The following is a 24,864-nucleotide window of genomic DNA, read 5'->3' as shown; positions in this document are numbered from 1 at the left end:
ATGCAGATGCCGGCCCCCGACACGGCCGTGATCGCCCGCCGCGACCAGATCGCGGGGCGGCTGCGTGCGGCGGTGGCTGACAAGGCCGCCGTCATCACCGACCCGGCAGAGACGCGCGCCTATGAATGCGACGCGCTGTCTGCCTATCGCTGCCCGCCCTTGGTGGTGGTGCTGCCCTCGACAACCGAGGAGGTCGCGGCGGTGCTGCGCATCTGCGCCGAGGAGGGCGTGCCGGTGGTGCCGCGCGGTGCCGGCACCAGTCTGGCCGGCGGCGCGATGCCGACGGCGGATGCGGTGATGATCGGGCTGGCGCGGATGAATGCGGTGCTGGAGATCTCGCCCGAGGATCGGCTGATCCGGGTCCAGACCGGGCGCACCAATCTGGCCGTGACCGGTGCGGTTGAGGGGCAGGGGTTCTTCTATGCGCCTGATCCCTCCAGTCAGTTGGCCTGCGCCATCGGCGGCAATATCGCCATGAACTCGGGCGGTGCGCATTGCCTGAAATACGGGGTGACCACCAATAATCTGCTGGGCGTCACCATGGTGCTGATGGATGGCAGTATCGTCGAATTGGGCGGCCCGATGGGCGAGGGCGCGGGGCTGGATCTGCTGGGCCTGATCTGCGGATCCGAAGGCCAGCTTGGCATCGTGACCGAGGCCACCTTGCGCATCCTGCCCAAACCCGCCGGCGCCCGTCCGGTGCTGGTGGCTTTCGACAGCGCCGAAACGGCGGGCGCCTGCGTCGCCGCGATCATCCGCTCGGGCATCCTGCCGGTCGCCATCGAATACATGGACCGCCCCTGCATCGCCGCGACCGAGGATTTCTGCGGCGCGGGCTATCCCCAATGCGAGGCCCTGTTGATTATCGAGGTCGAGGGCACCGCCCCCGAAATCACCGAACAACTGACCCTGATCCGCCAGATCGCCGAGGGCTTCGGCCCTCTGGAATTCCGCGAATCCCGGTCCGAGGACGAATCGAAACGCATCTGGCTGGGCCGCAAATCCGCCTTCGGGGCGATGGGCGTCATCAGCGATTACATGTGTCTCGACGGGACCATCCCGGTCAGCCAGTTGCCGCATGTGCTGAACCGCATCGGCGAGTTGTCCGCAGAAGCCGGGCTGCGCGTCGCCAATGTCTTTCACGCGGGCGACGGCAACATGCACCCGCTGATCCTGTTCGACGCCAATACTCCCGGCGATCTTGAACGCTGCGAGGCGCTTGGCGCCGATATCCTGCGGCTCTGCGTCGAGGTTGGCGGCTGCCTGACTGGCGAACATGGCGTTGGCGTCGAAAAGCGCGAGCTGATGGGGACGCAATACGGCCCCGACGATCTGGAAGTGCAGATGCAGGTCAAGGATGTCTTCGACCCCCATTGGCTGCTGAACGCGGCCAAGGTCTTTCCACTGGCGGTATCCGCGCCGCGACGAGGGCAGGATGCGGCCTGAAAGCGAAAACCAACTTGCGGCGATGATCCGGGGCGCCCCGGGCCCGCTGTCGGTGACGGGCGGGGCTTCGCGCCTGCTGCCGGGAGAGGGGCAGGGCACGCGGATCGACATGGGCGCGATGACCGGCATCACCCTTTACGAACCCGCCACGCTGACGCTGGTCGTGCGTGCAGGCACGCCGTTGGCCGAAGTGAATGCCGCCCTTGCCGCCGAAAACCAGATGCTGGGTTTCGAGCCGGATCCGCGGCCGGGGTCGACCATCGGGGGGGTGGCGGCCAGCAATGCCTCGGGTCCGCGCCGGGTCGCGGGCGGGGCCTGCCGTGATGCGATGCTGGGGGTGCGGCTGGTCACCGGGGACGGCCGGATCGTCAAGAATGGCGGCCGGGTGATGAAGAATGTCACCGGCTATGATCTGGTCAAGCTGCTGGCCGGGTCGCGCGGCACGCTCGGCGCGATCACCGAGATCGCTTTTCGGACCACACCGGTCCCGCCTGCGCGGGCCGTGTTGCGGCTGCACGGGCTGGATGATGCCAGCGCCATTGCCGCGATGACCGCGGCGCTTGGGGGGCCGTACGATGTGACCGGGGCCGGGCGGCTGCCCGATGGTCAGGTGATCCTGCGACTGGAAGGTCTGCCCGGATCGGTGGAGCTGCGCGCCAAGGCGCTCGGCACCGCGCTAGCGGTTTTTGGTGGGGTTGAGATCGTGGAAAATGGAAATGATTTCGACAAGTTACGTGACTTTCCTGCGAAAAATGCCGCCGCGTTGTGGCGGATCGTCCTGCGGCCCTCGCAGGCGGCGGGGCTGCTGGCGAAATTGCCGGGCCGCCACGCGGTCGATTGGGGTGGCGCGCTGATCTGGGCCGAGGCGCCTGCCGACCGGCGCCCCGATCTGCCATCCGGTGCCCGCGCCACCTGCGTCAAGGGCGAGGCAGCAGCACTGCCCCCCGCCGATCCGGTCACTGCCCGGCTGGAAGGCGGGTTACGCGCCGCATTCGATCCGCGCGGCCTGTTCAAGGGGTACCCATGAAAACCGAGTTCACCCCCGAACAGCTGACCGATCCGCATCTGGCAGAAGCCAACAAGATCCTGCGCACCTGTGTGCATTGTGGTTTCTGTACAGCGACTTGTCCGACATTCTTGATCCGCGGGGACGAATTGGACAGCCCGCGCGGCCGCATCTATCTGATGAAGGATATGCTGGAATCGGGCCGCGCCGCCGACGCGAAGACCGTCACCCATATCGACCGCTGCCTTGGCTGTCTGGCCTGCATGACGACCTGTCCCTCGGGCGTGCATTACGCGCATCTGCTGGAAATCGGAAAAGCCCATATCGAGGCCACCTATCGCCGCCCCTGGCATGACCGCGCGCTGCGCTGGATGCTGGCGAAGATCGTGCCCCATGCCGGGCGCTTTAGGCTGGCCATGCTAGGCGCAAAAATTGCTCGTCCTTTCCGTGGCTTGCTTCCTGATCCTCGACTAAGGGCGATGCTTGAAATGGCCCCGCCCAGTCTGCCGCCGGTCAGCCGCAATGACGATGCCCAGACCTTCGCGCCCATCGGCGCCAGACGCGCCCGTGTCGCGCTGATGATTGGCTGCGCGCAGCGGGCGCTGAACACCGACATCAACGACGCCACCATCCGACTGCTGCGCCGCGCCGGGTGCGAGGTGGTGATCCCCAAGAATTTCGGCTGCTGCGGCGCGATGACCCTGCATATGGGCCGCGAGGCCGAGGGCCGCGCCACGGCCCGCGCCTCGATCGCGTCGCTGATCAAGGCGGATCGCGAGGGCCCGCTGGATGCGATCATCATCAACACCTCGGGCTGCGGGACGACGATCAAGGATTACGGGCATCTGTTCGCGGGCGATGCGATTGCGGGCGACGCGGCGCGCGTTTCGGCGCTGGCGAAAGACGTGACGGAATTTTTCGACGCCTTCGGTCTGCCCGAAGTCTCGCCCAAGGCTGCCCGCGTGGCCTATCACTCCGCCTGTTCGCTGCAACATGGCCAGCAGGTGAAGGCCGCCCCGAAATCCTTGCTGGCGCAGGCCGGATTTACCGTGGTGGAGCCGGAGAACCCGCATCTCTGCTGTGGCTCGGCGGGGACCTATAACCTGCTGCAACCGGAGCTGTCCGGCGAATTGAAGCGCCGGAAGGTTGCGACGCTGGCGGCGACCGCGCCGGAAATCATCGCCGCAGGCAATATCGGCTGCATGGTCCAGATCGGTTCTGGCACCGATACGCCGGTGATCCACACGGTCGAGTTGCTGGACTGGGCCACCGGCGGGCCACGCCCACGCGGGCTTGAAACGCGGGCGCACTGAACCCAAGTCATCAGCACGGGACGCCGCAAGGGTCCCGGTCAAATGCCGCCCGGATTCCGGGGGCTTACATAGACATCGCTTCGAAAGGATGTGCCTGATGCGACATTTTGATCGCGCACCGCTTTACCGTGCCTCGGTCGGCTTCGACCGCATGGCCGACCTGATGGACCGCGTGCTGTCGGCCGACACCGCCACCCAGTCCTATCCGCCCTATAATATCGAAAAGACCGGCGACAATGCCTATCGCATTTCTGTCGCCGTGGCCGGGTTTGCTGCAGATGACCTGACGGTCGAACTGCGCGACGGCGCTGTCATCGTTGCCGCCCGCAAGGCCGAGGAAGACAGCGAACGCAGCTTCCTGCATCGCGGCATCGCCACCCGCGCCTTCGAGCGCCGGTTTGCCTTGGCCGAACATATCCGTGTCGAGGGTGCCTCGCACAAGGATGGCATGCTGCATATCGACCTGATCCGCGAAGTGCCCGAGGCGCTGAAGCCCCGTCAGATCGCCATCGACCGCGTGGAACCCACTCCGCGCGTGGCCAAGCTGGACGCCTGATCCCGCTGTCATTTGGGGCGCGAGGGGGAACTCTCGCGCCTTTTTCTTGCGTCCCGTCCCGCGCATTGCTAACCGCCGCCCATGGAACCCGTTCACATCATCGGTGCCGGCCTTGCCGGTTCAGAAGCCGCCTGGCAGATCTCTCGCGCCGGCGTGCCCGTCGTGCTGCACGAGATGCGGCCTGTCGTCGAAACCTTCGCGCATAAGACCGGCGGATTCGCCGAAATGGTCTGTTCGAACTCGTTCCGCTCGGACGATGACGAAAACAATGCCGTCGGTCAGCTGCATTGGGAAATGCGAGCGGCTGGCGGGCTGATCATGGCAATGGCCGACCGGCATAAGCTGCCTGCGGGCGGTGCCTTGGCCGTCGACCGCGATGCCTTTTCCGACGACGTGACCGCCGCCCTGCGGGCAGAGCCGCTGATCACGGTGGAAGAAGGTGAGATCGCCGAATTGCCGACCGAGGGCCGCTGGATCATCGCGACGGGGCCGTTGACCTCTGCCGCGCTTGGTGCGGCCATCCGTGCGGAAACCGGCGCGGAATCGCTGGCGTTCTTCGATGCCATCGCCCCCATCGTCTATGCCGAAAGCATCGACATGAACACTGCATGGCGGCAGTCCCGCTATGACAAGGGCGAGAACGAGGAAGAACGCACCGCCTATATCAACTGCCCGATGACCAGGGACCAGTACGAGGCCTTCATCGACGCGCTTCTGGCCTCGGACAAGACCGAGTTCCACGAGGGCGAAACGGCCGGTTATTTCGACGGCTGCCTGCCGATCGAGGTCATGGCCGATCGCGGCCGCGAGACGCTGCGCTTTGGCCCGATGAAACCTGTGGGGCTGACCAATGCCCATAAACCCGATGAAAAGCCCTATGCAGTTGTCCAGCTTCGTCGGGATAACGCATTGGGAACGCTGTATAATATCGTCGGCTTTCAGACCAAGATGAAATACGGCGCGCAGACCGAAGTGCTGCGCATGATCCCGGGTCTTCAGAATGCCAGCTTCGCGCGACTGGGTGGCATCCACCGCAACACTTTCCTGAACTCGCCCACTTTGCTGGACGACCGTATGCGGCTGCGCGCGCGGCCGAACCTGCGCTTTGCCGGGCAGATTACTGGGGTCGAGGGCTATGTCGAAAGCGCCGCCATGGGCCTGCTGGCGGGGCGGATGGCTGCGGCCGAGGCGAAGGGTATCGACCTTGCGCCGCCCTCGGGCAATACTGCCATGGGCGCGCTGATCCACCACATCACCGGCGGGGCCGAGGCCAAGACCTTTCAGCCGATGAACGTGAATTTCGGCCTGTTCCCCCCGATTGACGCCAAGGGCGGCCGGCGCGGGCGCAAGGACCGCTATCCGGCCTATACCGGGCGGGCAAAGGATGATTTCCGGGCATGGCTGGCGGGACAGTAACGCGCTTTGCGCCCTCGCCAACCGGGCTTCTGCATCTGGGCCACGCCTTTTCGGCGATGATCGCCCATCAGGCGGCGTCCGGCCAGTTCCTGTTGCGGATCGAGGATATCGACCGCGACCGCTGCCGCCCCGAATTCGAGGCCGCGATTTTCGAGGATCTGGCCTGGCTGGGCCTTGACTGGCCTCAGCCGGTGATGCGGCAATCGGCGCGGCTGCCGGTCTATCAGGCGGCGCTGGATTATCTGGCGGATCTGGGCGTCACCTATCCCTGTTCCTGCACGCGCGGCGACATCAAGGCCGCGCTTTCGGCCCCGCAGGAAGGTGCGCCGATCCTCGGGCCGGACGGGCTGGTCTATCCGGGAACCTGCCGGCGCCGGGGCATGAAGACCCTGCGCGACGGTGACGTGATCCGGCTGGATGCCGAGGCTGCATTCGACCTGCTGGGCGACAATATGCTGCATTTTCAGGACGCGAAGCCGCATGTTCTGACCCGCGATGCCTTCCTTGCCGGTATCGGCGATGTGGTGTTGGCACGACGTGGGATGGGAACGTCCTATCACCTGTCGGTGGTGGTCGATGACGCGGCGCAGGGTGTCACGCTGGTGACGCGCGGGCTGGACCTGTTCGATTCGACCTGGATCCATGTGCTGCTGCAACGCCTGCTGGACCTGCCGACGCCGAAATACCACCATCATCGCCTGATCCGCGACGAGGCCGGCAAGCGGCTGGCCAAGCGTGACGATGCGCGGTCCCTGCGCGAGCTGCGCGAGCAGGGGGCAAGCCCGGCAGATATTCGGGCGTTAGTCGGCCTTTAGCGGGCGCAGGATCTCGACCTCGTCGCCGTCGCGCAGGGCGGTGAAGAAGCAGGACCGGCGGTTGGTGTGGCAGGCGGGACCGGTCTGTTCGATCAGCAAAAGCAGCGTGTCGCGGTCGCAATCGACGCGCATCTCCACCAGCTTCTGGACATGGCCCGAGGTTTCGCCCTTGACCCAGAAAGCCTGCCGCGACCGCGACCAATAGGTTACTCGTCCGCTGTCCAGCGTGCGGGCCACGGCTTCGGCATTCATCCAGGCCATCATCAGCACGTCGCCATTTTCTGCATCCTGCGCGATGGCGGGGATCAGCCCATTGGCGTCATAGCGCAGGGTCGAGGGGTCGAACATCGGCTTTCCTTTCGCGGCTTCGATGCCTATCTAATCTTGCAGCCACGCGAGGGGAACCATGTCCGACGCCGATATGATGCAGCTCTATTCGAAACGCATTCTGGCGCTTGCCGCCGATATTCCGCATCTGGGCCGGCTGGAGGACGCCGATGGCAGCGCCATGAAGCGTTCGCCGCAATGCGGGTCCACGGTGACCGCCCATCTGCGCATGGAAGACGGCAGGATCGCCGCCTTTGGGCAAGAGGTGCGGGCCTGTGCGCTTGGGCAGGCCTCGGCCGGGGTGCTGGGGAAGGCGGTGATTGGCGCGCGGCGCGAGGATGTCGCCCGCGGTGCAGCCCAGTTGCAGGCGATGCTGAAAGAAGGCGGCCCCGTCCCCGATGCCCCATGGCAGGGGCTGGAGGTGCTGGTGCCGGCGCGGGATTACCCGAACCGCCATGCCTCGATCATGCTTTGCTGGCTGGCGGTGCTGGATGCGATTGATGCGGCCGAGGCCGGGCAGGGGCAATCTGCATCTGGCTGAGGGCCAGACCTGCCATGAAAAAAGGCGGCGCGATTGCGCCGCCTTTTTCTTTGCATCCGCGAAGGATCACTCCTCGGCGGTCTCGGCTTCGGGTGCTTCTTCCTCGGTCGAACCGGCATCAGCCGACACCAGCGCCGAAGGCGCGGCGATGTTGGCGATCACGAAGTTGCGGTCGGTGGTCGGGGTCGCGCCGGCCGGCAGTTTGATGTCCTGAATGTGGATCGAATCACCGATCTGGCGACCGGTCAGGTCCACGGTGATGCTTTCCGGGATGTCGCCGGCGGTCACGTTCAGCTCCACCTCGGGGCGCACCGTCACCAGCGTGCCGCCACGCTTCAGGCCGGGGCTGTCCTCGGCGTTGATGAAGTCGACATGGATGAACAGGTTCACCTTGGTGGTGCGGCGCAGGCGCATGAAGTCGATATGCGTCGGCAGATCCTTGACCACGTCTTTCTGAACGCCGCGGCAAATGACGCGCACGTCGTCCTGACCGGGAACCTGCAGGTTCCACAGCGTCGACATGAAGCGGCCCGCGCGCAGCGTGGTCAGCAGTTTGTTGAAGTCGAACTGGATGGCGATCGGATCTTTGTGATCGCCATAAACGATACCGGGCACCTTGCCTTCGCGGCGAGCTTGACGGGCGGCCCCCTTGCCTGTCCCCGTGCGTGCCTCGGCCACCAGATTCGGAATCTCTTTGGCCATGATATTTCCCTTTCATGTGTAAGCGGCCTCCTCCAAGGGTGAGACCGAAGGCGCGCGCATAGCAGGGTTTGCAGGGTTTGAAAAGGGGGCGGACCCGGATTTCCGATGCCGGCCTGCCGGCAGGCCTGCACGGCTTGGTGCCCGGGCCCGCTGAACGCGAAAAGGGCGCCCCGAAAGGCGCCCTTCGCAATCCTGACAATCAGATCACAGTGTGCCGTTGCGCTGCTGGATCATCATGAAGGTGTCATAGGTGTATTCGGCGGTCTGGTTGTACAGATACCAATTCTCACGGAACGCCTTGATCGAATCCCAGATTTTCTTCCAGTTTTCGTTACTCGCATCCAGCTCGGTATAGACCTCGTTGGCGGCTTCATAGAAGGCCTGCATGACCTCGGGCGGGAAGGGACGCAGCTGCGCACCGCTGGCGACCAGCTCCTTCAGCGCAGTCGGGTTCTTCCAGTCGTATTTCTGCAGCATGTCGGCATCTTCGGCCTGGCAGCAGGTGCGCAGGATCGCCTGATAGACCGGCGGCAGCGCGTCAAAGCGTTCCTTGTTGAACATGAAGTGGACGGTCGGGCCACCTTCCCACCAGCCGGGATAGTAGTAATAGGGCGCGACCTTGGCGAAGCCGAGCTTCTGGTCGTCATAGGGGCCGACCCATTCAGCGCCGTCGATGGTGCCCTTTTCCAGCGCCGGATAGATGTCGCCGCCGGCAATCTGCTGCGGCACGACGCCCAGCTTTTCGGCCACCGCGCCGGCAAAGCCGCCAAGACGGACCTTCAGGCCCTTCAGATCCTCGACGCTGTTGATTTCCTTGCGGTACCAACCGCCCATCTGGGCGCCGGTATTGCCGCCGGGATATGCGACGATGTTCTGGGTGGCCATGAATTCGTTGAACAGGTCGATCCCGCCGCCGTGATACTGCCAGGCGTTATGCGCACGCGCCGACAGGCCGAACGGAACAGCCGCGCCAAGCGCCCAGGCCGGATCTTTCCCCCAGTAATAGTAGGAAACGGTGTGGCAGCAGTCGACGGTGCCGTCGCTGGCCGCGTCGGCCGCCTGCAGGCCGGGGACGATCTCGCCGGCGGCGAAGACCTGGATCTTGAACTTGCCGTCAGTCGCGTCGCTGACCATTTTCGACAGCACTTCAGCGCCGCCATAGATGGTGTCCAGCGATTTCGGGAAGGACGAGGTCAGGCGCCAGTTCACCGTCGGCATTTCCTGCGCGATCGCAGGCGCCGCCAGCGTCGAGGCGGCAGCCGCAGACGCCCCCCCGATCGTCGCGCGGGTCAGAAAGCGGCGGCGATCAAGTTTCGAATTGTCAGTCATGGTTCCTCCACTGCGCGGGGCTTGTCCTGCACCGCTTGGCCGACATTGTGCACGCAGATCGTGTTGTGTCGAGATGAAAGACCTGCCGCCGGGTAAAAAAGCCGCCATCAAAAGATGACGTTAGGGAAAGCGGGCCGCGAGGCGGCTGTCATTTTATCTGGCTTTTCAAACCCACTATTCCCTTTATAGACTTGGCCAAAACGCCCGCTGGGAGAAATGATGTCCTCAACCCGTTTCGACGCCGAGGCGCGCCAGGGTCTGGCCATGGTGTCGCCGCCGCTGATCTACGCGGTGTTGATGCTGGCCGCGCCACTGATCACCATCCTCGCCTATTCCTTCTTCAAGGACGGCTACCTGGAGGTGGTCCGCGAATTCACGCTGGAAAACTACCGCGCGGTCTGGTCCGATCCGATCTTTCACAAGGTCATGGCGCGTTCGCTTGGGGTGGCATTTGCGGTAACGCTGGCCACGGTGGCCCTGGCCTTCCCGGTGGCCTATTTCCTGTCCTTCGTTGTCCCGCCCGAGCGTAAGGCGCTGTGGATTTTCCTGATTACCATCCCGTTCTGGACCTCGTATCTGATCCGGGTGTTCCTGTGGAAAGTGATCCTCGGTCATAACGGGGTCATCAATTCGACCCTGACCGGCCTGGGCTTCATCGACGAACCACTGGGCTTTCTACTGTATAACGTGCAGGCCATGGTCATCACCTTGGCGCATGCCTATGCGCCCTTTGCCATCCTGCCGATCTATGTGGCGCTGGAAAAGATCGACCGCTCGCTGCTGGAAGCAGGGCGAGACCTGGGCGAATCGCGGCTGATGACCTTCTGGCGGGTGACCTTGCCGCTGGCCATGCCGGGCGTCGTTGCCGCCACGCTGATCGTCTTTATCCCGACCATCGGCGATTACGTCACGCCGGAACTGATCGGCGGCGGCAAGATGCCCATGGTCGCCAATATGGTGCAGGCCAATATGCTGGCGCTGGATAACAAGCCCATGGGCTCGGCCCTTGCGGTGACGGCGATGCTGATCGTGGCCGTGGTCAGCGTGATCTTCCTGTTCCTCAACCGCCGCTTTCTGAGGGTGAAACAATGAAGGGCAGCGGTCTGCGCATCTACGCCATCGCCTATCTGATCTTTCTTTACGCGCCGATTCTGCTGCTGCCGATCTTCGCGTTCAATTCGGGCACCATCATCGCCTTCCCGCTGAAGGGGTTCACGGCCGATTGGTTCATGCAGATGCTGGCGAATGAGACCCTGCGCCGCGCCTTCCTGAATTCGCTGATTATCGCGCTCAGTTCGGCCATATTCGCGACCTGCCTTGGCATCTTTGCAGCGCGGGCCTCGACCCGCTTCGATTTTCCGGCCAAGACCGGCATCATGGGGCTGATCATGCTGCCGCTGGTGCTGCCGGAAATCATCGTGGCAATGTCGCTGTTGGTGGTGCTGCTGGCCATCGGCGTGCAGCTGTCGATCTTCACCGTGATCCTTGGCCATACGCTGATTTGCCTGCCCTATACGATCGCGATCCTGTCGACGGCCTTCAACAGCCTCGACAAATCGCTGGAGGAAGCAGCCTATGATCTTGGCGAAACGAAGTGGAGCGCGTTTCGCCTGGTCATTCTGCCGCTGGTGATGCCGGGCATCATCTCGGCCCTGTTGATGAGCTTTACCATCAGCCTCGATGAATTCATCATCGCCTTCTTCCTTGCTGGGAACGAGCCGACGCTGCCGACCTATATCTTCAGCCAGCTGCGCTTCCCGAAATCCATTCCGGTCATCATGGCGCTTGGCACCGTATTGGTGGTGATGTCGATCCTGCTGCTGACCGTTGCCGAATATTTCCGCCGCCGCGGCGTTGCCCGGACCGGCGGACAAGACCATGGGGGTTTCCTGTGAACGATACGATTAAGGTCGCTGCGCCCGCCACGCCCGCGCGCAAGCCCAAGGCCGCAACCCGCTATGCCGAGCTGCAGGCATCGAAACCGATGATCGAGTGCCGCGAGGTGCACAAGTATTACGGCGATTACCACGCGTTGCGCGGCATCGACCTGACCATCCGTGAAGGCGAGTTCTTCTCGCTTCTGGGGCCGTCCGGCTGCGGCAAGACCACGCTGCTGCGCACCATTGCGGGGTTTGAGGGCATCAATTCCGGCGTGGTCCTGATCGACGACAAGGATATGGCCGCCGTTCCCGCGAACAAGCGCCCGACCAATATGGTGTTCCAGTCCTACGCCATCTTCCCGCATCTGACCGTGGCCGAAAACGTCGCTTTCGGGTTGCGCCGCGATCCGCGCAGCAAGGCCGAAAAGGCCGCCGCCGTGGACGAGGCGCTGAAGATGGTGGGCCTTGCCGGTTACGGCAAGCGGGCGGCACATGCGCTGTCGGGCGGCCAGCGGCAGCGGGTGGCGCTGGCACGCGCGTTGATCCTGAAGCCAAAGGTTCTGCTGCTGGATGAGCCGCTCTCGGCGCTGGATCGCAAGATGCGCGAACAGATGCAGGTCGAACTGATCAAGTTGCAACGTCAGGTCGGCATCACCTTTGTGCTGGTCACCCACGATCAGGAAGAAGCCCTTGTGATGTCGGACCGCATCGCGGTGATGTTCGAGGGCCAGATCGCCCAGCTGGACTATCCCGAGGCGCTGTATTCCCGTCCTGTCAGCCGGCGGGTCGCAGATTTCATCGGGGTTATGAACTTCCTGCCGGTGACGATCCTGTCCGAGGATGCCGACACCATCCGCGTCGATGTCGAAGGACTGGGAGAGATCGATCTGCCGCATTCTCAGGTGGCCGCCAAGGGTGCAGATGACGAACAACCGATGATCGGCTTCCGCCCCGAAGCCATGAACATCTTCCCCGAGGGTCAGCCCCAGACCGCCCCGCGCCAGAACGGCGCGGTGATCGACGAGGTGGTCTATTACGGCGACATGACCTATTACGACGCCCGCCTGGACGAGGCCGACGGCACCCTGTCCGCACCGGTCCGTATCTCGATGCGCAACGTCTTTGGCCGCGACATCCCCGATGTGGGTACCCGCGCCACGGTGGGCTGGTCGCCCTCCAGCCTGATCCTGTTCCGCTGAACCAAGGCGGGCGCGAATGCCGCCGCGCCCGTCCTCCGCGACAGTTATCAGCCCGCGGGTGCCAGCCCGGCCTGCACCTTCTTGGGCAATGATTCGCGAATGATCCGATAGGACTGCTGGATGCGATGCTCCAGCTCGTCAGGAGCGGCATCGCAATCCAGCGCCACCCAACTGCGATGCATATAGGGGGCCTTCTGTGCCACGCCCGCATCAATCAGCATGGCCGCCGTCTCGATCCCGTCGCATTTGACCGAGACGCGCTCTTCCATCGCGCCGATCAACGCAAAGATCTTGCCGCCGACCTTCCAGCAATCATGCCCGCCGCCCCAGGGATCGGACACCTCCGCGCCCGGCATGCCTGCACAAATCTGATTGACCAGCGACCGACTCATGCCCGGCAGCCTAGCATCATCTTCACTGCGAAAATACCGCGCGGAGGTCCGGGGGTGTGATGCCCCGGGCCTGAATCGCCGCTCAGACTTCCTCGATCCGCAACTCCACCGGATCCTCGGCGATGACGCCGGTTTTGGGCAGTTCGGCGATCGCATGGTCAATCGCATCCGGCGTGGTCTTGTGGGTCACGATCAGCACCGGGGCGGGGCCGTCCTGATGATCGTATTGCCGCATCCGGTGGATCGAGATCCCGGCATCGCCCAGAACCGTCGCCACCTTGGCAAGCGCGCCCGGCTTGTCCAGTAAAGCCAGCCGCAGGTAATAGGCCGCCGGCACGGCCGTCCGGGCATGCACCGGCTTTTTCAACCGCCCGGCGGGCTGGCCAAAGACCGGCATGCGCACGCCGCGCGCCAGTTCGACAATGTCGGACATGACCGCGCTGGCGGTGGGCCCTTCGCCGGCACCGGCGCCGCGCAGGACGATCTGGCCGACGCTGTCGCCTTCGACCACGACCATATTCGTTCCGCCCTGCAACTGCCCCAGCGGGCTGTCGGCGGGCACCAGACAGGGCGACATGCGCTGTTCCAGCCCGCGCCCGGTCATCTGCGCCACGCCCAGCAGCTTGATGCGGTAACCCATATCGGCAGCGCGGCGGATGTCGTCGATGCTGACCCGCTCGATCCCTTCGATCTCGACACCGTCGAACGAGACCTGGGTCCCGAAGGCGATGGAAGACAGGATCGCCAGCTTGTGGCTTGCGTCGATGCCGCCCACGTCCAGCGTCGGATCTGCCTCCAGATAGCCCAGCTGGCGGGCTTCCTCGAACACCGCCTCATAGGGAAGACCGGCGCTTTCCATCCGGGTCAGGATATAATTGCAGGTGCCGTTCATCACCCCCATGACGCGGGTGATGTGGTTGCCAGCCAGCGATTCGGTCATCGCCTTGATGACGGGAATGCCGCCGGCGACGGCAGCCTCGAACCGGATGACCTGGCCGTTTTCCTCGGCGAGTGCGGCCAGTTCCTGCCCGTGCATGGCCAGCAGCGCCTTGTTGGCGGTGACCACGTCCTTGCCGGATTTCAGCGCCAATTCGACGGATTCACGGGCCACGCCGTTGTCGCCGCCGATCAACTCGACATAGATATCGATATCGTCGCGGGTCGCCAGCTCGACCGGGTCCTCGACCCAAGTATAGCCCGACAGGTCGGCATCGCGATTCTTCATCCGGTCCCGCGCGCTGACGGCGGTGATCGTCACCGGACGACCGGAACGGGCCGAGAGCAGATCGGCATGCTGCTGGATGATCTTGACGACACCGATTCCGACAGTGCCAAGCCCGGCAATGCCAAGCCGAAGGGGGGCGGACATGAAAGCCTCTTGTCTAAGCGTGCCTGGGTGTTAGCGCGACCCGCGCCCCGTTGCAACGCGGCAGACGGATTCAACGCGCGGCGTTTGCGTCTGTGGACGCCGCGCCCCGACCGCACGACACAGCAGATAGCCCGAAGGCAGATGCGCAATCTGCATGACCTAGTCCTCGGGGTCGTGGCCAACCCATTCGCCATCTATCCCCGTGGCCCGCATGATCGACACGATCCGGGCGGCCACGTCCTGCGTCTCGGCGGCGATGGCGTCGATATCCTTGGCGCTCATGTCGTCGGGGAAGACTTCGCCCTTGGTGTTCAGAAAGGACGGATGCCAGCGCCCTTTCGTTTCCGTGGGCCGCCAGGAGGCATGACACAGCAGGTTGCGGTTGTTGCGGATCTTGCGCAGCTCGGCCGCCAGCTTGGCTTCGTCGCGAATCTGGGCGCGCGCCATCTGCTTGATGAACTGGTCGATCAGCGTCCCCAGCGTGTCATCGGCAATTTCTTCCATTCGTTGCAGGAAAGAGGCCACGGCGCGATCATCGGGGCGCTTGCCCAGGCCTTCCAGCGACAGCGCGAAGATGGCGCGTTTCAGCGCCTCTTCCAGGAAACCGAAACCGGCAATGGCGCGACCAAGGGCGGCGGCGAAATCATCGGGCAGGCGGGCAGGGGTCTTTGGCATGGTCATGGCTGATTTCTAGTCCAGCCCCCGGGGCTTGTCTGCACCCCGAATGCATTTCGTCGGTTCGCTGTGCCTTTCCCATTCGGCGCGCGCACCTATATGGTGAATCCAGCGAGGTGGTAATGAAAAATCTGTTTGCGATCACGATGGTGGTCATGGCCGTGTCGGCAATGGGACCGGGCCGAGAGATGAGCGCGCCGTCGCGCGTCAATCCGCCCTCGGCGGCGGATGTCGATGCGGCGCAGGCAGTGCGGCCCGATCCCGCGCCGAATGACGCCGCGACCGCCAGCGGCCTGCATATTCTGGAGGCCGCGACCACCACGCCAGAGGAGTTCCTGTGGCAGGCCCGACCCATCGTCGTTTTCGCCGACACTGCCGCAGACCCGGCTTTTTTGTTGCAGATCAGATCATTGCAGGATCTTCCTGCGCCAATGATCGAGCGTGACGTGGTTGTCATCACCGATACCGACCCAGCGGCCGCCAGCGTCTGGCGCAGGCAATTGCATCCGCGCGGCTTTTCGCTGGTGATCATGGACAAGGACGGTCAGGTCAAGCAGCGCAAGCCCGCACCGTGGAGCGTGCGCGAGATTTCACGCGCCATCGACAAATTCCCGCTGCGGCGGGAGGAGATCGGCCGAATGGGCGTCCTGCCCTGACGGTAAGGGCCTGTTTACCGCGATCATTCCGAAAGATTGCGAAATGGCGGCGATATGCCTATATTTGCAGATGTGCAGATTGGCATATGCCAATGACGCATTGTCAGAAGGGAGACTTCGCCATGTCCGCGATCTATGCGCCCAAGCCGATCAAGGTCAGAACCGGTCCTCGTCCCGGTTACTAGGCCGTCCCGTCCCGTCCATATTGGACAGGATTGCACCCAAGGCCGCCTCGCCGAGTTCGATGGCGCCCAGTTTCATTGAAATATAGTCGCGATACATTGCCGCCGCCCGCTCGGGGCCGATGCGGACCGTATCCAACGAGCGCAGATCCGCGATCATCGCCCCGATCGCGTTGAGTTGACTGTAATACAGCACCACCGGATCGACCGTATCGCGCGGCAGCACGTGAATCTCGCTGACGATGGCGCGGAAAATGGCGTCGTTATGCTCGGTCGGGATGACGGGGAAATATCCAGGTTCAGTTTCCACGCGTGTGGCGATGGCGGCACCATATTCGGCGATGTGGTCGCGTTCCAGCACCGCCAGATAGGCGCGGATTTCGGCAAACAGGGCACGCTGCACGTCGCGCACCCGTTCAGCCCGCAGCTTGAGGTCGCGCTTGCGGCTTTGCCAGGCGACGACCCACCAGCCGATGGCCAGGAAAAACCCGGCAATCACGGCAGATTGGGCCTGCGGCGCCAGAATCTGGTCGAAAGGCGGCATCGGGTCAGTCGAGCTCCATGATGATGTCGTCGACGCTGAGGCTGTCGCCGAGTGCCGGCCGGATCTTCGCGACCCGGGCCTTGCGTCCGGCGCGCAGGATGTTTTCCATCTTCATCGCCTCGATGGTGACCAGGGACTGCCCGATTTCTAGCGTATCGCCCTCGGCGACTGCAATGGCGGTGACCAGACCCGGCATTGGGCACAGCAGCAAATGCGCAAAATCAGGCACGCGGGGTGCGAATCAGCTCCCGCATACCCGCGCCAGAACTGCGCAGCCGGAACCCCGAGGGATCTTGTGGACACTCACCACCAGCGCCTGGGCTTCCACCGTCACGCGCGCCAGCCGCGTCTCGGTCGCGCGCGGAATGGCCGCCACGGTCGCAATCCCGTCTTGCGTTGGCTTAATGATGCGGCAGGCGATTTTGCCGCGACTGGCGATCATATCTTCTGGAAAATGGCAGCGATGCTGACATGAAAAAGCCGCCTGCGGCAGGGCCGGAGGCGGCTTTGACTTGAATGCCTGCGACACGCATCGTGTCGACGGCAGGGTCACGATCAGCGGCAGAAGCCGACATCATTACAGACCGCACCTGCGGCGGCACCAGCGGCGGCACCTTTCAGGACATCGCTGCTATCCTTGCCGGCGACATGGGCGATGGTCGCACCAGTGGCGGCACCGATTGCGGCGCGGTCAACATCGGTCGGGTTGATGTTCTGGGTGCAACCGGCAACGCCGAGCGCCAGAACTGCGGCAATGCCTGCGAATTTGAGCTTATGCATTGTCTGTCATGCTCCGTATGAGGGTCGCGAACGTGAAGGTTGCGACCCTGGGATTTGCGCATCGCGGCCACATCGGCAGCCGCGACAACATGGGTTTTATTCAGCCTGCTGCCAGGATTACTGGCAGACGCGGGCGTCGTCGCACAGCGCGCCAGCGGCTGCGCCGAGCACTGCGCCGGTGCCGACGTCTTCATCGAATGCCTTGGCGGCCACGGCGCCTGCACCAGCGCCGATCAGCGCGCGCTGTGCGTCCGGCGACATGCCGGTTCCGCCATAGCCTTGCTGGCAAGCCGACAGCGCGACCGCGGCAAAAAGGGCGCCTGCGACGCGAAGAGAGGTTTTGGTCTGCATAGTACACTGCCTTTGTCTAAAGCCCGCTTTTCGGGCGTGTATGTTGTAACGCGCAATCTGCCACAGCGGTTCACCGGGCGAAACTGACAAGTCCGTGAAATTGCAATAAATTGAACCCGGCGGCAATTCACCGCCTATGCGTCATCCTCATCGTCCCAATCCTCGTCATCGTCGTCCCAGTCATCGCCAGCATCGTCCAGATCTTCCTCGTTTGCGGCGAAGATCTCGGGGAAATTGGCCTGGGCCTTCTTCAGGTCGAGGCGGAACAACTGTTCGTAGGATGTCGGGTCCAGCTTGCCCACCGCCACCACTTCGCGGCCCAGCAGCCAGGACAGCCGGCCGGCGTCCAGATTGCCACGTTCGAATTCTTCCTCGCCGAAATGGTTGATCAGCGCGGCCAGGAAACCGGCATCGGCGCGGCGGTCGGCGGCGCTGCGGTCGCGAAAGCGTTCGCGGGCAGCCAGCTTGGTCGCGCCCTTCGGATTGGCGCGGCGAATCGTGAACTGGTAATCGCTTGAGGGTAGGCGGGACGGAAATCCGCGATGTTTCAGCATGTCATGCCCCTGTTCCATGCTTGCGGTTGGTCATGCCGTATGCCGGCACGTGTTGCGCGGGCAGTTGGCCGCCCGCGCCGTGACTGGCCAAGATCAGTTGGCGCCGTATTTGCCATTGTAGACCGGCTCGACCGAGACGGGGGCCGGGGTGGTGATGACTTCCGGCTGACGCGGCTGGCATGCGGCCAGAACACCAACGGCGATGAGGGCAAGCGCGATTTTCTTCGACATGGTCTGCTCCTGTATAAGGGGTTTGACTACCCCTTTTTGTCGATTGTCGGCACGCGGGATGCGCGGACATGCTGAATTTACGAGGGAAACCGGTCCTGCGGTAGCCGGGCCTTGCGGCCATCGGCGCGTCCCCGCCGACCTGTGGCAGGCTTGCATCAGGCATCAAAATGGCTCCCAGATGCATTCATCGCGGTCGGCGGGCAGGCTGAAGGCCTCGAACAGCTGCACTGCACCGGTGGCCAGATCGCCGGATGCCGTCGGGCGGTCTGACAATGAGATCACGATTTCCGTCGGCCTCGGGGCCGGGCTGGCGATGCGGGGAAGCACGAAATTCTCGCACAGCCAGACGATATCGTCATGCATCGGATCCTGCACCAGAATATCGGGGGCAGGGGGCAGCGCCTCGCCGTCGATTTCGGCGGCAATGATGGCGTCTGCCTCCTCCTCGGCCTCATGGAACGAGATGACCGGGGCCAGGTTTAGTTCGTGCTGGGAAATCAGCCCGTCACCGACGGCTGTGGCCAGAATCGAGGCCGCGGGATCGCCCTCGGTATTGGCCAGATCCTCCAGCGCGGCCATGTCTTCCTCGGTCAATTCGTCCATGGGGGCGGTATCGGCCCAGGGCACCAGATCGGCCAGGTCAGGGGCGACAAAGCGAAAGCGATAGGTCAGGCCATGCACGCCGGGGACGCCATGGATGGTTTCCTGCCAGTAGATCGGCTGGCCGGAAGGCACGGGCAGGGGCATCTGCGTGACGTCTTCGGCAAGGGCAGGAAGGGTCAGGGTGCAGAACAGGACAGGCAGGGCAAGGCGCAGCGAGTAATACTTCATCGTGGCGGTTATCGTATTTTTTTCATCGATTGTCCTGCCATATGTTTCGAATGCTGGCAAATGTGCGCGCGGTGCGTCGTCGCGTGCTGCCGGACATTATCGCTTCGTCGATGAAACCGTGCTCGGCGGCGAAGGGGTTGGCAAAGCGAATCTCGTCGTCGCAGGCCAGTTCGGCCATGCGTTCGCTGTCCGCCAGCGCCCAACACAGCGATTTCCGCGATGGGCCGAGCATAAATGCGACCACCCCGCGAGTGTTTCGAACACATCACGATAGAGGCATCGCCATATGCCTTGCGGGTTATCACGGTGATCTTTGGCACTGTCGCCTCGCCGTAAGCGAAAGCCAGCTTCGTGCCGCTTCACGCGGTGAGGTTTGGCCTAGTCATGGGCTTCGCAAAACCAGCCGCACCTTGACGAAGCCGGGATGATAGGGGAAAGCGGCGGCATGGCATTGCAGATCGATCTCGGGGCCCTTCGGGCCAATTATCGCGCGCTTGCGGCGCTGGGGCCTTCGGCGCGCGCTGGTGGCGTGGTCAAGGCGGATGGTTACGGGTTGGGCGCAGGGCTGGTGGCGCAGGCGCTTGCGCAGGAAGGGGTCTCGGATTTCTTCGTGGCGCTGGCGTCCGAAGCCGGTGCCGTCCGCGCGGCCGTTGGCCCCGGCCCGCGTATTTTCGTGCTGTCGGGCCATATGGCAGGCGCCGATCTGGGCGACGCCATCCCGGTCCTGAACAGCCCCGAGCAATATTTCCGCGATCGCGCCATCCGGCCCGGTCAGCCTTTTGCGATCCAGCTGGACACCGGCATGAACCGGCTGGGGTTCGAGCCTGGCGAGTGGGCGGCGCTGAAGGCCGAGATTCTGACCGCCGGCCCCGCGCTGGTGATGTCGCATCTGGCCTGCGCGGACGAGCCCGACCACCCGATGAACCCGCGCCAGCTGGCGGCCTTCCGCGAGATGACCGAGGGCGTGACCGTTCCGCGCAGCTTTGCCGCAACTGGCGGCATCCTGCTGGGGACGGAATATCATTTTGATCTGCTACGCCCCGGCGTGGGTCTGTATGGCGGCATGCCCTTTGCCGATGCGCGCCCCGTGGTGCGCCTGTCACTTCCGGTGATCCAGACCCGCGACGTGGCCCCGGGCGAGACGGCCGGCTATTCCAACACCTGGACCGCCGAACGCGCCTGCCGCATCGCCACGGTGGCGGCAGGCTATGCCGATGGTTTGCACCGGACGCTGTCCTCGGACGGGCAGCGCCCGCGGATTGACCTGTTCGCGGGTGATGTCCGCTGCCCCATCGTCGGGCGGGTGTCGATGGATCTGATCACGGTCGATGTCTCGGCCCTGGCAGAGATCCCGGCAGAGCTGGACCTGATCTGCCCGCAGCAGCCCGTCGATGCCGTGGCCGAGGCCATGGGCACCATCGGCTATGAGGTGCTGACCGGGCTTGGCCGCCGCTATTCGCGCAGCGCCGTATGACCCTGACGGCCCCCGTCTCCGGTCTGGGCCGGCTGGCCCTGGCGGCCCTGCGCGGCATCGGCCGGATCGCGCTTTTCGCGGCGCGCGGGCTGTTCGCGGTCCCGGACCCGCGCGAATTCTTGCGCCAGTTGGTGCAGATCGGCTGGCTGTCGCTGCCAGTCGTCGGGCTGACGGCGCTGTTTACTGGCGCGGCCCTTGCCTTGCAGATGTATTCGGGGGGCGAGCGTTTCGCCGCCGGTGATGTCATGCCCGCCGTGGTCGCCATCGGCATGGCGCGAGAGCTTGGCCCGGTGCTGGGCGGGCTGATGGTGGCGGCGCGGGTGGCCTCCAGCATCGCGGCCGAAATCGGCACCATGCGGGTGACCGAACAGATCGACGCGCTGGTGACCCTGTCGGCGAATCCGATCCACCACCTGGTCACCCCGCGCATCTGGGCGGCGATTCTGGCGGTGCCGATGCTGGTGGGCGTGGGCGACGTGATCGGCATCATGGGCGGCTGGATCGTGGGGACGCAATCGCTGGGCTTTACCTCTGCCGCCTATATCAACGGCAGTTGGTCCTTTCTGGAAAGCTGGGACGTGATTTCAGGGCTGCTGAAAGGGGCCGTCTTCGGGCTGATCGTGGCGCTGTCGGGCTGCTGGTTCGGCATGAATGCCGGACGCGGCGCGGCGGGCGTCGGACGGGCCACGAAATACGCCGTGGTCGTCGCCGCCGTCGGCATCTTCGCGGCGAATTTCGTGCTGACCGGGCTGTTTTTCGCATGACCCCGGTGCTTGAAACCCGCGCGCTGACCAAAAGCTTCGGCGCCCAGAAGGTGCTGAACGGGGTCGATCTTGCGGTGGCACCGGGCGAAAGCCTCGTGGTGATCGGGCAGTCGGGCACCGGCAAGTCGGTGCTGCTGAAGTGCATTCTCGGGCTGGAAAGCCCCGATGCGGGGCAGGTGCTGTGGCAGGGTCAGCCGCTGAATGCCGCCCGGCGTCCGGCCTTTCTGGATGGGTTCGGGATGCTGTTTCAGGGCGCAGCGCTGTTCGACAGCCTGACCGTCTGGCAGAATGTGGCCTTTCGCCTGCGCCGCAGTCATGGCGACCGCCGCGCGCGCGAGATCGCCATCGAAAAGCTGGCCCGTGTGGGCCTTGGCCCCGAGGTCGCCGACCTGCATCCGGCCGCGCTGTCGGGTGGCATGGCCAAGCGCGCCGGCCTTGCCCGCGCCATTGCCGCCGATCCGAAGGTGATCTTCTTTGACGAGCCGACGACCGGGCTTGATCCGATCCGGGCCGCGCGCATCAACGCGCTGATCCGCGACATTGTCACTGAAACCGGGGCAAGCGCGATCACCATCACCCATGACATGACCACGGTGCGCAGCGTCGGCGACCGCGTCGCCATGCTGGCGGAAGGCCGCGTCTGGTGGCAGGGCGACGTCTCGGCCATGGATGCGGCGACCGAACCGCATCTGTACAACTTCATCCGCGGCATCTGGCAGGCGTAAAACTTTTACGACAGAGGCGTGCTTTGTTACGCTAGCCCTTGTGTTAATCCCCTGCGCACCCCACCATGGAACGGACACCCAACCCGGAGAACTCATTGGGCCTGACCCCGACCTCACCCGATACCGCCGCGCCAACCGCCGCATCGCAGGGCGAGACGCTTCTTGAATTTCCCGACAACCGGCTGCTGATCGAGCTATGCGGTCCGGCAGATCGCAACCTCGCGCAGATCGAGGGCGCGCTTGGCGTCCATATCCTGCGCCGGGGCAATCTGCTGGCCGTGGTGGGCGACGCCCAGCCGCAGACGGACGCCGCCCAGCTGTTGCGCGCGCTTTACGCCCGCATCGAACAGGGCCGCCCGGTCGGCAGCGCCGAAATCGACGCCGCCCTGCGCATGGGGCCAGATGCCGAGCCTGCCTCGCTGTCGCCCGACGAACAGCTGGAGATGTTCAGCACCGGCCCGATCGAGCTGCGCACCCGCAAGAAAACGGTTGAGCCGCGCACCGATGCGCAGAAGGACTATGTCCGCAACCTGTTCGCCAATGAAATGGCCTTCGGGATCGGGCCTGCAGGCACCGGCAAGACCTATCTGGCGGTGGCGGTCGGCGTCACCATGCTGATCGGCGGCCATGTCGACCGCATCATCCTGTCACGCCCGGCGGTCGAAGCGGGCGAGCGTCTGGGCTTTCTGCCCGGCGACATGAAGGAAAAGGTCGACCCCTACATGCAGCCGCTTTACGACGCGCTGAACGACTTTCTGCCCGGCAAGCAGCTGGCCAAGCTGATGGAGGAAAAGCGCATCGAGATCGCGCCCTTGGCCTTCATGCGCGGCCGCACTCTGTCCAATGCCTTCGTGGTGCTGGATGAGGCGCAGAATGCCTCGACCATGCAGATGAAGATGTTTCTGACCCGTCTGGGCGAAGGCTCGCGCATGGTCATCACCGGCGACCGCAGCCAGATCGACCTGCCGCGCGGGACGCAATCGGGGCTGGTCGATGCCGAACGCATCCTTGCCAGGGTGAAGGGCATCAGCTTCAACTATTTCACCGCCAAGGACGTCGTGCGTCACCCGCTGGTCGCCCGCGTCATCGAAGCCTATGAGGCCGACGACGCCATCGCCATCGCGCGCGGTGAGGATCCGTCGCGCGGGGGCGGCTATGTGCCGCGCCGCGCGCCGGGATCCTCTGCCCTCGCGCAGGGCCGCGACAATGGCTGAAATCGACACCGTGATCGAGGATGACAGGTGGGAAACCGCCGGTCTTGAGGATCTGGCTGCGCGGGCCGGGCGGGCCACGCTGGACTGGCTGGGCATGGATGCGGATATCGTCGTCATGGGTTGCGACGATGCCCGCATCGCCGATCTGAACGCCGATTTTCGCGGCAAGCCGCAGCCGACCAATGTGCTGTCCTGGCCCGCGGTCGAACATGTCGAACATGCCCCCGGTGCCCATCCCCCGCGCCCGGACACCGACGAACTGGGCGACATCGCCATTGCCTTTGAAACCTGCACCCGCGAGGCGGCACAGCAGGGCAAGGGGTTCGATGCCCATGTGACCCATCTGCTGGTCCATGCGGTCCTGCATCTGGCCGGTTACGATCATCAAAATGATGCCGATGCCGAAACCATGGAGGCTGCCGAGCGTTCGATCCTTTTGCCGCTTGGCATCACCGATCCCTATCTTGAGAGGACCCAATGAACAGCGACCCGTCCCGAAGTCCCACCTCCGCCGCCGATGTCAGCGCCGATCCTGCCGGATGGGCTGATGGTATCGGTGGCGAGGGGCGCGATCTGCCCGCCTCACGCGGGTTTCTGGGCCGGCTGTTCGGCGCCTTTTCTGGCGGGGACGACGGAAATACCCTTGCCGAAGAACACCGCGCGCCAGAGCCGACGGTGCCCGGCATCGGCAACCTGCGCCGGCTTCGCGTCGACGATGTGGCGATTCCCAAGGTGGAAATCGTGGCTGCACCGATCACCGCCAAGCTGGATGAGCTGGTCGAGATGTTTCGCGAACACGGGTTTTCCCGCATTCCGGTCTATCGCGGTACGCTGGATACGCCGGTCGGGCTGATCCACCTGAAGGATCTGGCGCTGAAGCATGGCTTCGGCGCCAGGCCGGGCGGCAAGTTCAGCCTGCGCCCGATGCTGCGCCCGCTGCTTTACGTGCCGCCATCCATGCCCATCGGCGTGCTTCTGCAACAGATGCAGAAGGAACGCATCCATATGGCGCTGGTGATCGACGAATATGGCGGCGTCGACGGGCTGGTCACCATCGAGGACCTGATCGAACAGGTCATCGGCGAGATCGAGGACGAACACGACGAGGCCGAGGGCGAGCCCTGGCTGGCCGAGAAACCGGGGCAGTGGCTGGTTCAGGCCAAGGCACCGCTGGACGAGTTGGAACAGGAAATCGGCCTGCGCCTCGCCCCGGGCGAGGAGGACGAGGATGTCGACACGCTGGGCGGCTTGATCTTCATGCTGACTGGCCGCGTACCGCTGCGCGGCGAGGTGATCCCCCATGATTCCGGTGCCGAATTTGAGATCGTCGATGCGGACCCCCGCCGGATCAAGCGCGTCCGCCTGCGGATGCCGGCAACCGCCACGGGCGAGGACGCGCGGGCCGGCTAGGGCCGCCGCCTTGGCGGCTGTGGTCCGCTGATGGCTGCCTCAGCCATTCATCGGTCAATGGTCGTGCAGTCGGCGCCCGGCTGGGCGCGTGCGAATTGCCCGTGAAATCTACGGTGGTTTTGTCCTGATCGGTGCCAACCGCCGTCTGCCGGTGGGTTTCGGCGCGCGGCGGTGAATGCTGC

At 64.3% G+C, this 24,864-nt stretch carries 31 protein-coding genes and 1 pseudogene; 17 read left to right on the top strand and 15 right to left on the bottom strand.

Annotated features, from left to right (window positions below):
- The 6 genes from G7044_RS05175 to gluQRS all read left to right on the top strand — a co-directional run bounded on the left by G7044_RS05175 (position 1) and on the right by gluQRS (position 6,552).
- Positions 1-1,446: an FAD-linked oxidase C-terminal domain-containing protein gene (locus G7044_RS05175; RefSeq protein WP_166326656.1), complete on the top strand. Its 1,446-nt coding sequence runs from the start codon at positions 1-3 to the stop codon at positions 1,444-1,446.
- Positions 1,436-2,473 carry an FAD-binding protein gene (locus G7044_RS05170; protein WP_166326654.1) on the top strand — a complete coding sequence of 346 codons (1,038 nt, stop codon included), beginning with the start codon at positions 1,436-1,438 and terminating at the stop codon, positions 2,471-2,473. The genes G7044_RS05175 and G7044_RS05170 overlap by 11 nt, the downstream gene beginning before the upstream one ends.
- Positions 2,470-3,765, top strand: coding sequence for a glycolate oxidase subunit GlcF (gene glcF / locus G7044_RS05165; RefSeq protein ID WP_166326652.1), 1,296 nt, complete (start codon positions 2,470-2,472; stop codon positions 3,763-3,765). Before G7044_RS05170 ends, glcF begins: the two co-directional genes overlap by 4 nt.
- Positions 3,766-3,862: 97 nt before the next feature.
- Positions 3,863-4,321, top strand: a complete 459-nt coding sequence (locus tag G7044_RS05160) for an Hsp20 family protein (RefSeq protein WP_166326650.1) — start codon at positions 3,863-3,865, stop codon at positions 4,319-4,321.
- A gap of 81 nt (positions 4,322-4,402) precedes the next feature.
- Positions 4,403-5,737, top strand: a complete 1,335-nt coding sequence (trmFO, locus tag G7044_RS05155; protein WP_166326648.1) for a methylenetetrahydrofolate--tRNA-(uracil(54)-C(5))-methyltransferase (FADH(2)-oxidizing) TrmFO — start codon at positions 4,403-4,405, stop codon at positions 5,735-5,737.
- Positions 5,719-6,552, top strand: a complete 834-nt coding sequence (gluQRS, locus tag G7044_RS05150) for a tRNA glutamyl-Q(34) synthetase GluQRS (RefSeq protein WP_166326638.1) — start codon at positions 5,719-5,721, stop codon at positions 6,550-6,552. Before trmFO ends, gluQRS begins: the two co-directional genes overlap by 19 nt.
- Here the strand turns inward: gluQRS and hisI are convergent.
- A complete protein-coding gene (gene hisI, locus G7044_RS05145; RefSeq protein ID WP_166326636.1) occupies positions 6,538-6,900 on the bottom strand; it encodes a phosphoribosyl-AMP cyclohydrolase in 363 nt (120 codons plus the stop codon). The genes gluQRS and hisI overlap by 15 nt on opposite strands.
- 58 nt (positions 6,901-6,958) lie before the next feature.
- Between hisI and G7044_RS05140 the strand changes: the two genes are divergently transcribed.
- The gene (locus G7044_RS05140; RefSeq protein WP_166326634.1) at positions 6,959-7,420 is read left to right on the top strand and encodes an iron-sulfur cluster assembly scaffold protein; all 462 of its coding nucleotides are present in this window, start codon (positions 6,959-6,961) and stop codon (positions 7,418-7,420) included.
- Between the two features lie 66 nt (positions 7,421-7,486).
- Here the strand turns inward: G7044_RS05140 and G7044_RS05135 are convergent, their stop codons facing one another.
- Entirely contained in the window at positions 7,487-8,122 is a 636-nt protein-coding gene (locus tag G7044_RS05135) for a 50S ribosomal protein L25/general stress protein Ctc (protein ID WP_166326632.1), read from the bottom strand.
- 204 nt (positions 8,123-8,326) lie between these two features.
- A complete protein-coding gene (locus G7044_RS05130) occupies positions 8,327-9,451 on the bottom strand; it encodes a TRAP transporter substrate-binding protein (protein WP_166326630.1) in 1,125 nt (374 codons plus the stop codon).
- 219 nt (positions 9,452-9,670) lie between these two features.
- Between G7044_RS05130 and G7044_RS05125 the strand changes: the two genes are divergently transcribed.
- The 3 genes from G7044_RS05125 to G7044_RS05115 all read left to right on the top strand — a co-directional run bounded on the left by G7044_RS05125 (position 9,671) and on the right by G7044_RS05115 (position 12,530).
- Entirely contained in the window at positions 9,671-10,543 is an 873-nt protein-coding gene (locus G7044_RS05125) for an ABC transporter permease (RefSeq protein ID WP_166326628.1), read from the top strand.
- On the top strand, positions 10,540-11,346 hold the full coding sequence (locus G7044_RS05120; RefSeq protein WP_166326626.1) for an ABC transporter permease: 807 nt from the start codon (positions 10,540-10,542) through the stop codon (positions 11,344-11,346). Before G7044_RS05125 ends, G7044_RS05120 begins: the two co-directional genes overlap by 4 nt.
- 89 nt (positions 11,347-11,435) lie before the next feature.
- Positions 11,436-12,530 (top strand): ABC transporter ATP-binding protein, encoded by a 1,095-nt coding sequence (locus G7044_RS05115; protein WP_166327392.1) that lies wholly within the window; start codon positions 11,436-11,438, stop codon positions 12,528-12,530.
- 47 nt (positions 12,531-12,577) lie between these two features.
- Here the strand turns inward: G7044_RS05115 and G7044_RS05110 are convergent, their stop codons facing one another.
- The 3 genes from G7044_RS05110 to G7044_RS05100 form a co-directional block, all read right to left on the bottom strand.
- On the bottom strand, positions 12,578-12,922 hold the full coding sequence (locus G7044_RS05110; protein ID WP_166326624.1) for an MmcQ/YjbR family DNA-binding protein: 345 nt from the start codon (positions 12,920-12,922) through the stop codon (positions 12,578-12,580).
- A gap of 82 nt (positions 12,923-13,004) precedes the next feature.
- Positions 13,005-14,291, bottom strand: a complete 1,287-nt coding sequence (locus G7044_RS05105) for a homoserine dehydrogenase (RefSeq protein WP_166326622.1) — start codon at positions 14,289-14,291, stop codon at positions 13,005-13,007.
- Positions 14,292-14,450: 159 nt separating this feature from the next.
- Positions 14,451-14,972 carry a hypothetical protein gene (locus G7044_RS05100; protein ID WP_166326620.1) on the bottom strand — a complete coding sequence of 174 codons (522 nt, stop codon included), beginning with the start codon at positions 14,970-14,972 and terminating at the stop codon, positions 14,451-14,453.
- A gap of 116 nt (positions 14,973-15,088) precedes the next feature.
- Between G7044_RS05100 and G7044_RS05095 the strand changes: the two genes are divergently transcribed.
- Complete coding sequence (locus G7044_RS05095) at positions 15,089-15,622, top strand: DUF4174 domain-containing protein (RefSeq protein ID WP_166326618.1); 534 nt, start codon at positions 15,089-15,091, stop codon at positions 15,620-15,622.
- Between the two features lie 156 nt (positions 15,623-15,778).
- On the opposite strand, the gene G7044_RS05090 is transcribed toward G7044_RS05095, so the two are convergent.
- The 9 genes and pseudogenes from G7044_RS05090 to G7044_RS05050 all read right to left on the bottom strand — a co-directional run.
- Complete coding sequence (locus G7044_RS05090; protein WP_166326616.1) at positions 15,779-16,348, bottom strand: hypothetical protein; 570 nt, start codon at positions 16,346-16,348, stop codon at positions 15,779-15,781.
- Between the two features lie 4 nt (positions 16,349-16,352).
- Positions 16,353-16,577, bottom strand: a complete 225-nt coding sequence (locus G7044_RS05085) for an acetyl-CoA carboxylase biotin carboxyl carrier protein subunit (protein WP_328803806.1) — start codon at positions 16,575-16,577, stop codon at positions 16,353-16,355.
- 12 nt (positions 16,578-16,589) lie between these two features.
- Positions 16,590-16,901 (bottom strand): hypothetical protein, encoded by a 312-nt coding sequence (locus G7044_RS05080; RefSeq protein ID WP_166326614.1) that lies wholly within the window; start codon positions 16,899-16,901, stop codon positions 16,590-16,592.
- Between the two features lie 2 nt (positions 16,902-16,903).
- The gene (locus G7044_RS05075; protein ID WP_166326612.1) at positions 16,904-17,128 is read right to left on the bottom strand and encodes a YMGG-like glycine zipper-containing protein; all 225 of its coding nucleotides are present in this window, start codon (positions 17,126-17,128) and stop codon (positions 16,904-16,906) included.
- 117 nt (positions 17,129-17,245) lie between these two features.
- Complete coding sequence (locus tag G7044_RS05070) at positions 17,246-17,479, bottom strand: hypothetical protein (RefSeq protein ID WP_166326610.1); 234 nt, start codon at positions 17,477-17,479, stop codon at positions 17,246-17,248.
- A 134-nt stretch (positions 17,480-17,613) separates the two neighbouring features.
- Complete coding sequence (locus G7044_RS05065; protein WP_166326608.1) at positions 17,614-18,033, bottom strand: hypothetical protein; 420 nt, start codon at positions 18,031-18,033, stop codon at positions 17,614-17,616.
- Between the two features lie 93 nt (positions 18,034-18,126).
- Entirely contained in the window at positions 18,127-18,264 is a 138-nt protein-coding gene (locus G7044_RS05060) for a hypothetical protein (protein WP_166326606.1), read from the bottom strand.
- 162 nt (positions 18,265-18,426) lie between these two features.
- Positions 18,427-19,095, bottom strand: a complete 669-nt coding sequence (locus G7044_RS05055; RefSeq protein ID WP_166326604.1) for a DUF6497 family protein — start codon at positions 19,093-19,095, stop codon at positions 18,427-18,429.
- Between the two features lie 22 nt (positions 19,096-19,117).
- Positions 19,118-19,451, bottom strand: a pseudogene (locus G7044_RS05050) (carboxyl transferase domain-containing protein); the annotation flags it as partial.
- Positions 19,452-19,540: 89 nt separating this feature from the next.
- Here G7044_RS05050 and alr point away from each other — a divergent pair.
- From alr to G7044_RS05020, 6 genes are all read left to right on the top strand, one after another.
- Complete coding sequence (gene alr, locus G7044_RS05045) at positions 19,541-20,569, top strand: alanine racemase (protein ID WP_166326602.1); 1,029 nt, start codon at positions 19,541-19,543, stop codon at positions 20,567-20,569.
- Positions 20,566-21,333 carry an MlaE family ABC transporter permease gene (locus tag G7044_RS05040; RefSeq protein ID WP_166326600.1) on the top strand — a complete coding sequence of 256 codons (768 nt, stop codon included), beginning with the start codon at positions 20,566-20,568 and terminating at the stop codon, positions 21,331-21,333. The genes alr and G7044_RS05040 overlap by 4 nt, the downstream gene beginning before the upstream one ends.
- Positions 21,334-21,338: 5 nt before the next feature.
- Positions 21,339-22,058, top strand: a complete 720-nt coding sequence (locus tag G7044_RS05035; RefSeq protein ID WP_328803822.1) for an ABC transporter ATP-binding protein — start codon at positions 21,339-21,341, stop codon at positions 22,056-22,058.
- Between the two features lie 65 nt (positions 22,059-22,123).
- Entirely contained in the window at positions 22,124-23,272 is a 1,149-nt protein-coding gene (locus G7044_RS05030) for a PhoH family protein (protein ID WP_166326596.1), read from the top strand.
- A complete protein-coding gene (ybeY, locus tag G7044_RS05025) occupies positions 23,265-23,753 on the top strand; it encodes an rRNA maturation RNase YbeY (protein ID WP_166326594.1) in 489 nt (162 codons plus the stop codon). Before G7044_RS05030 ends, ybeY begins: the two co-directional genes overlap by 8 nt.
- Positions 23,750-24,682, top strand: coding sequence for a hemolysin family protein (locus G7044_RS05020; RefSeq protein WP_166326592.1), 933 nt, complete (start codon positions 23,750-23,752; stop codon positions 24,680-24,682). The genes ybeY and G7044_RS05020 overlap by 4 nt, the downstream gene beginning before the upstream one ends.
- The last annotated feature ends 182 nt before the right edge of the window (positions 24,683-24,864 follow it).

Origin of the sequence: Paracoccus xiamenensis (genome assembly GCF_011308835.1) — a bacterium.
Taxonomy (GTDB): domain Bacteria; phylum Pseudomonadota; class Alphaproteobacteria; order Rhodobacterales; family Rhodobacteraceae; genus Paracoccus; species Paracoccus xiamenensis.
The sequence above is the reverse complement of the archived record's forward strand: the minus strand, read 5'-3'. Positions and strand labels throughout refer to the sequence as shown.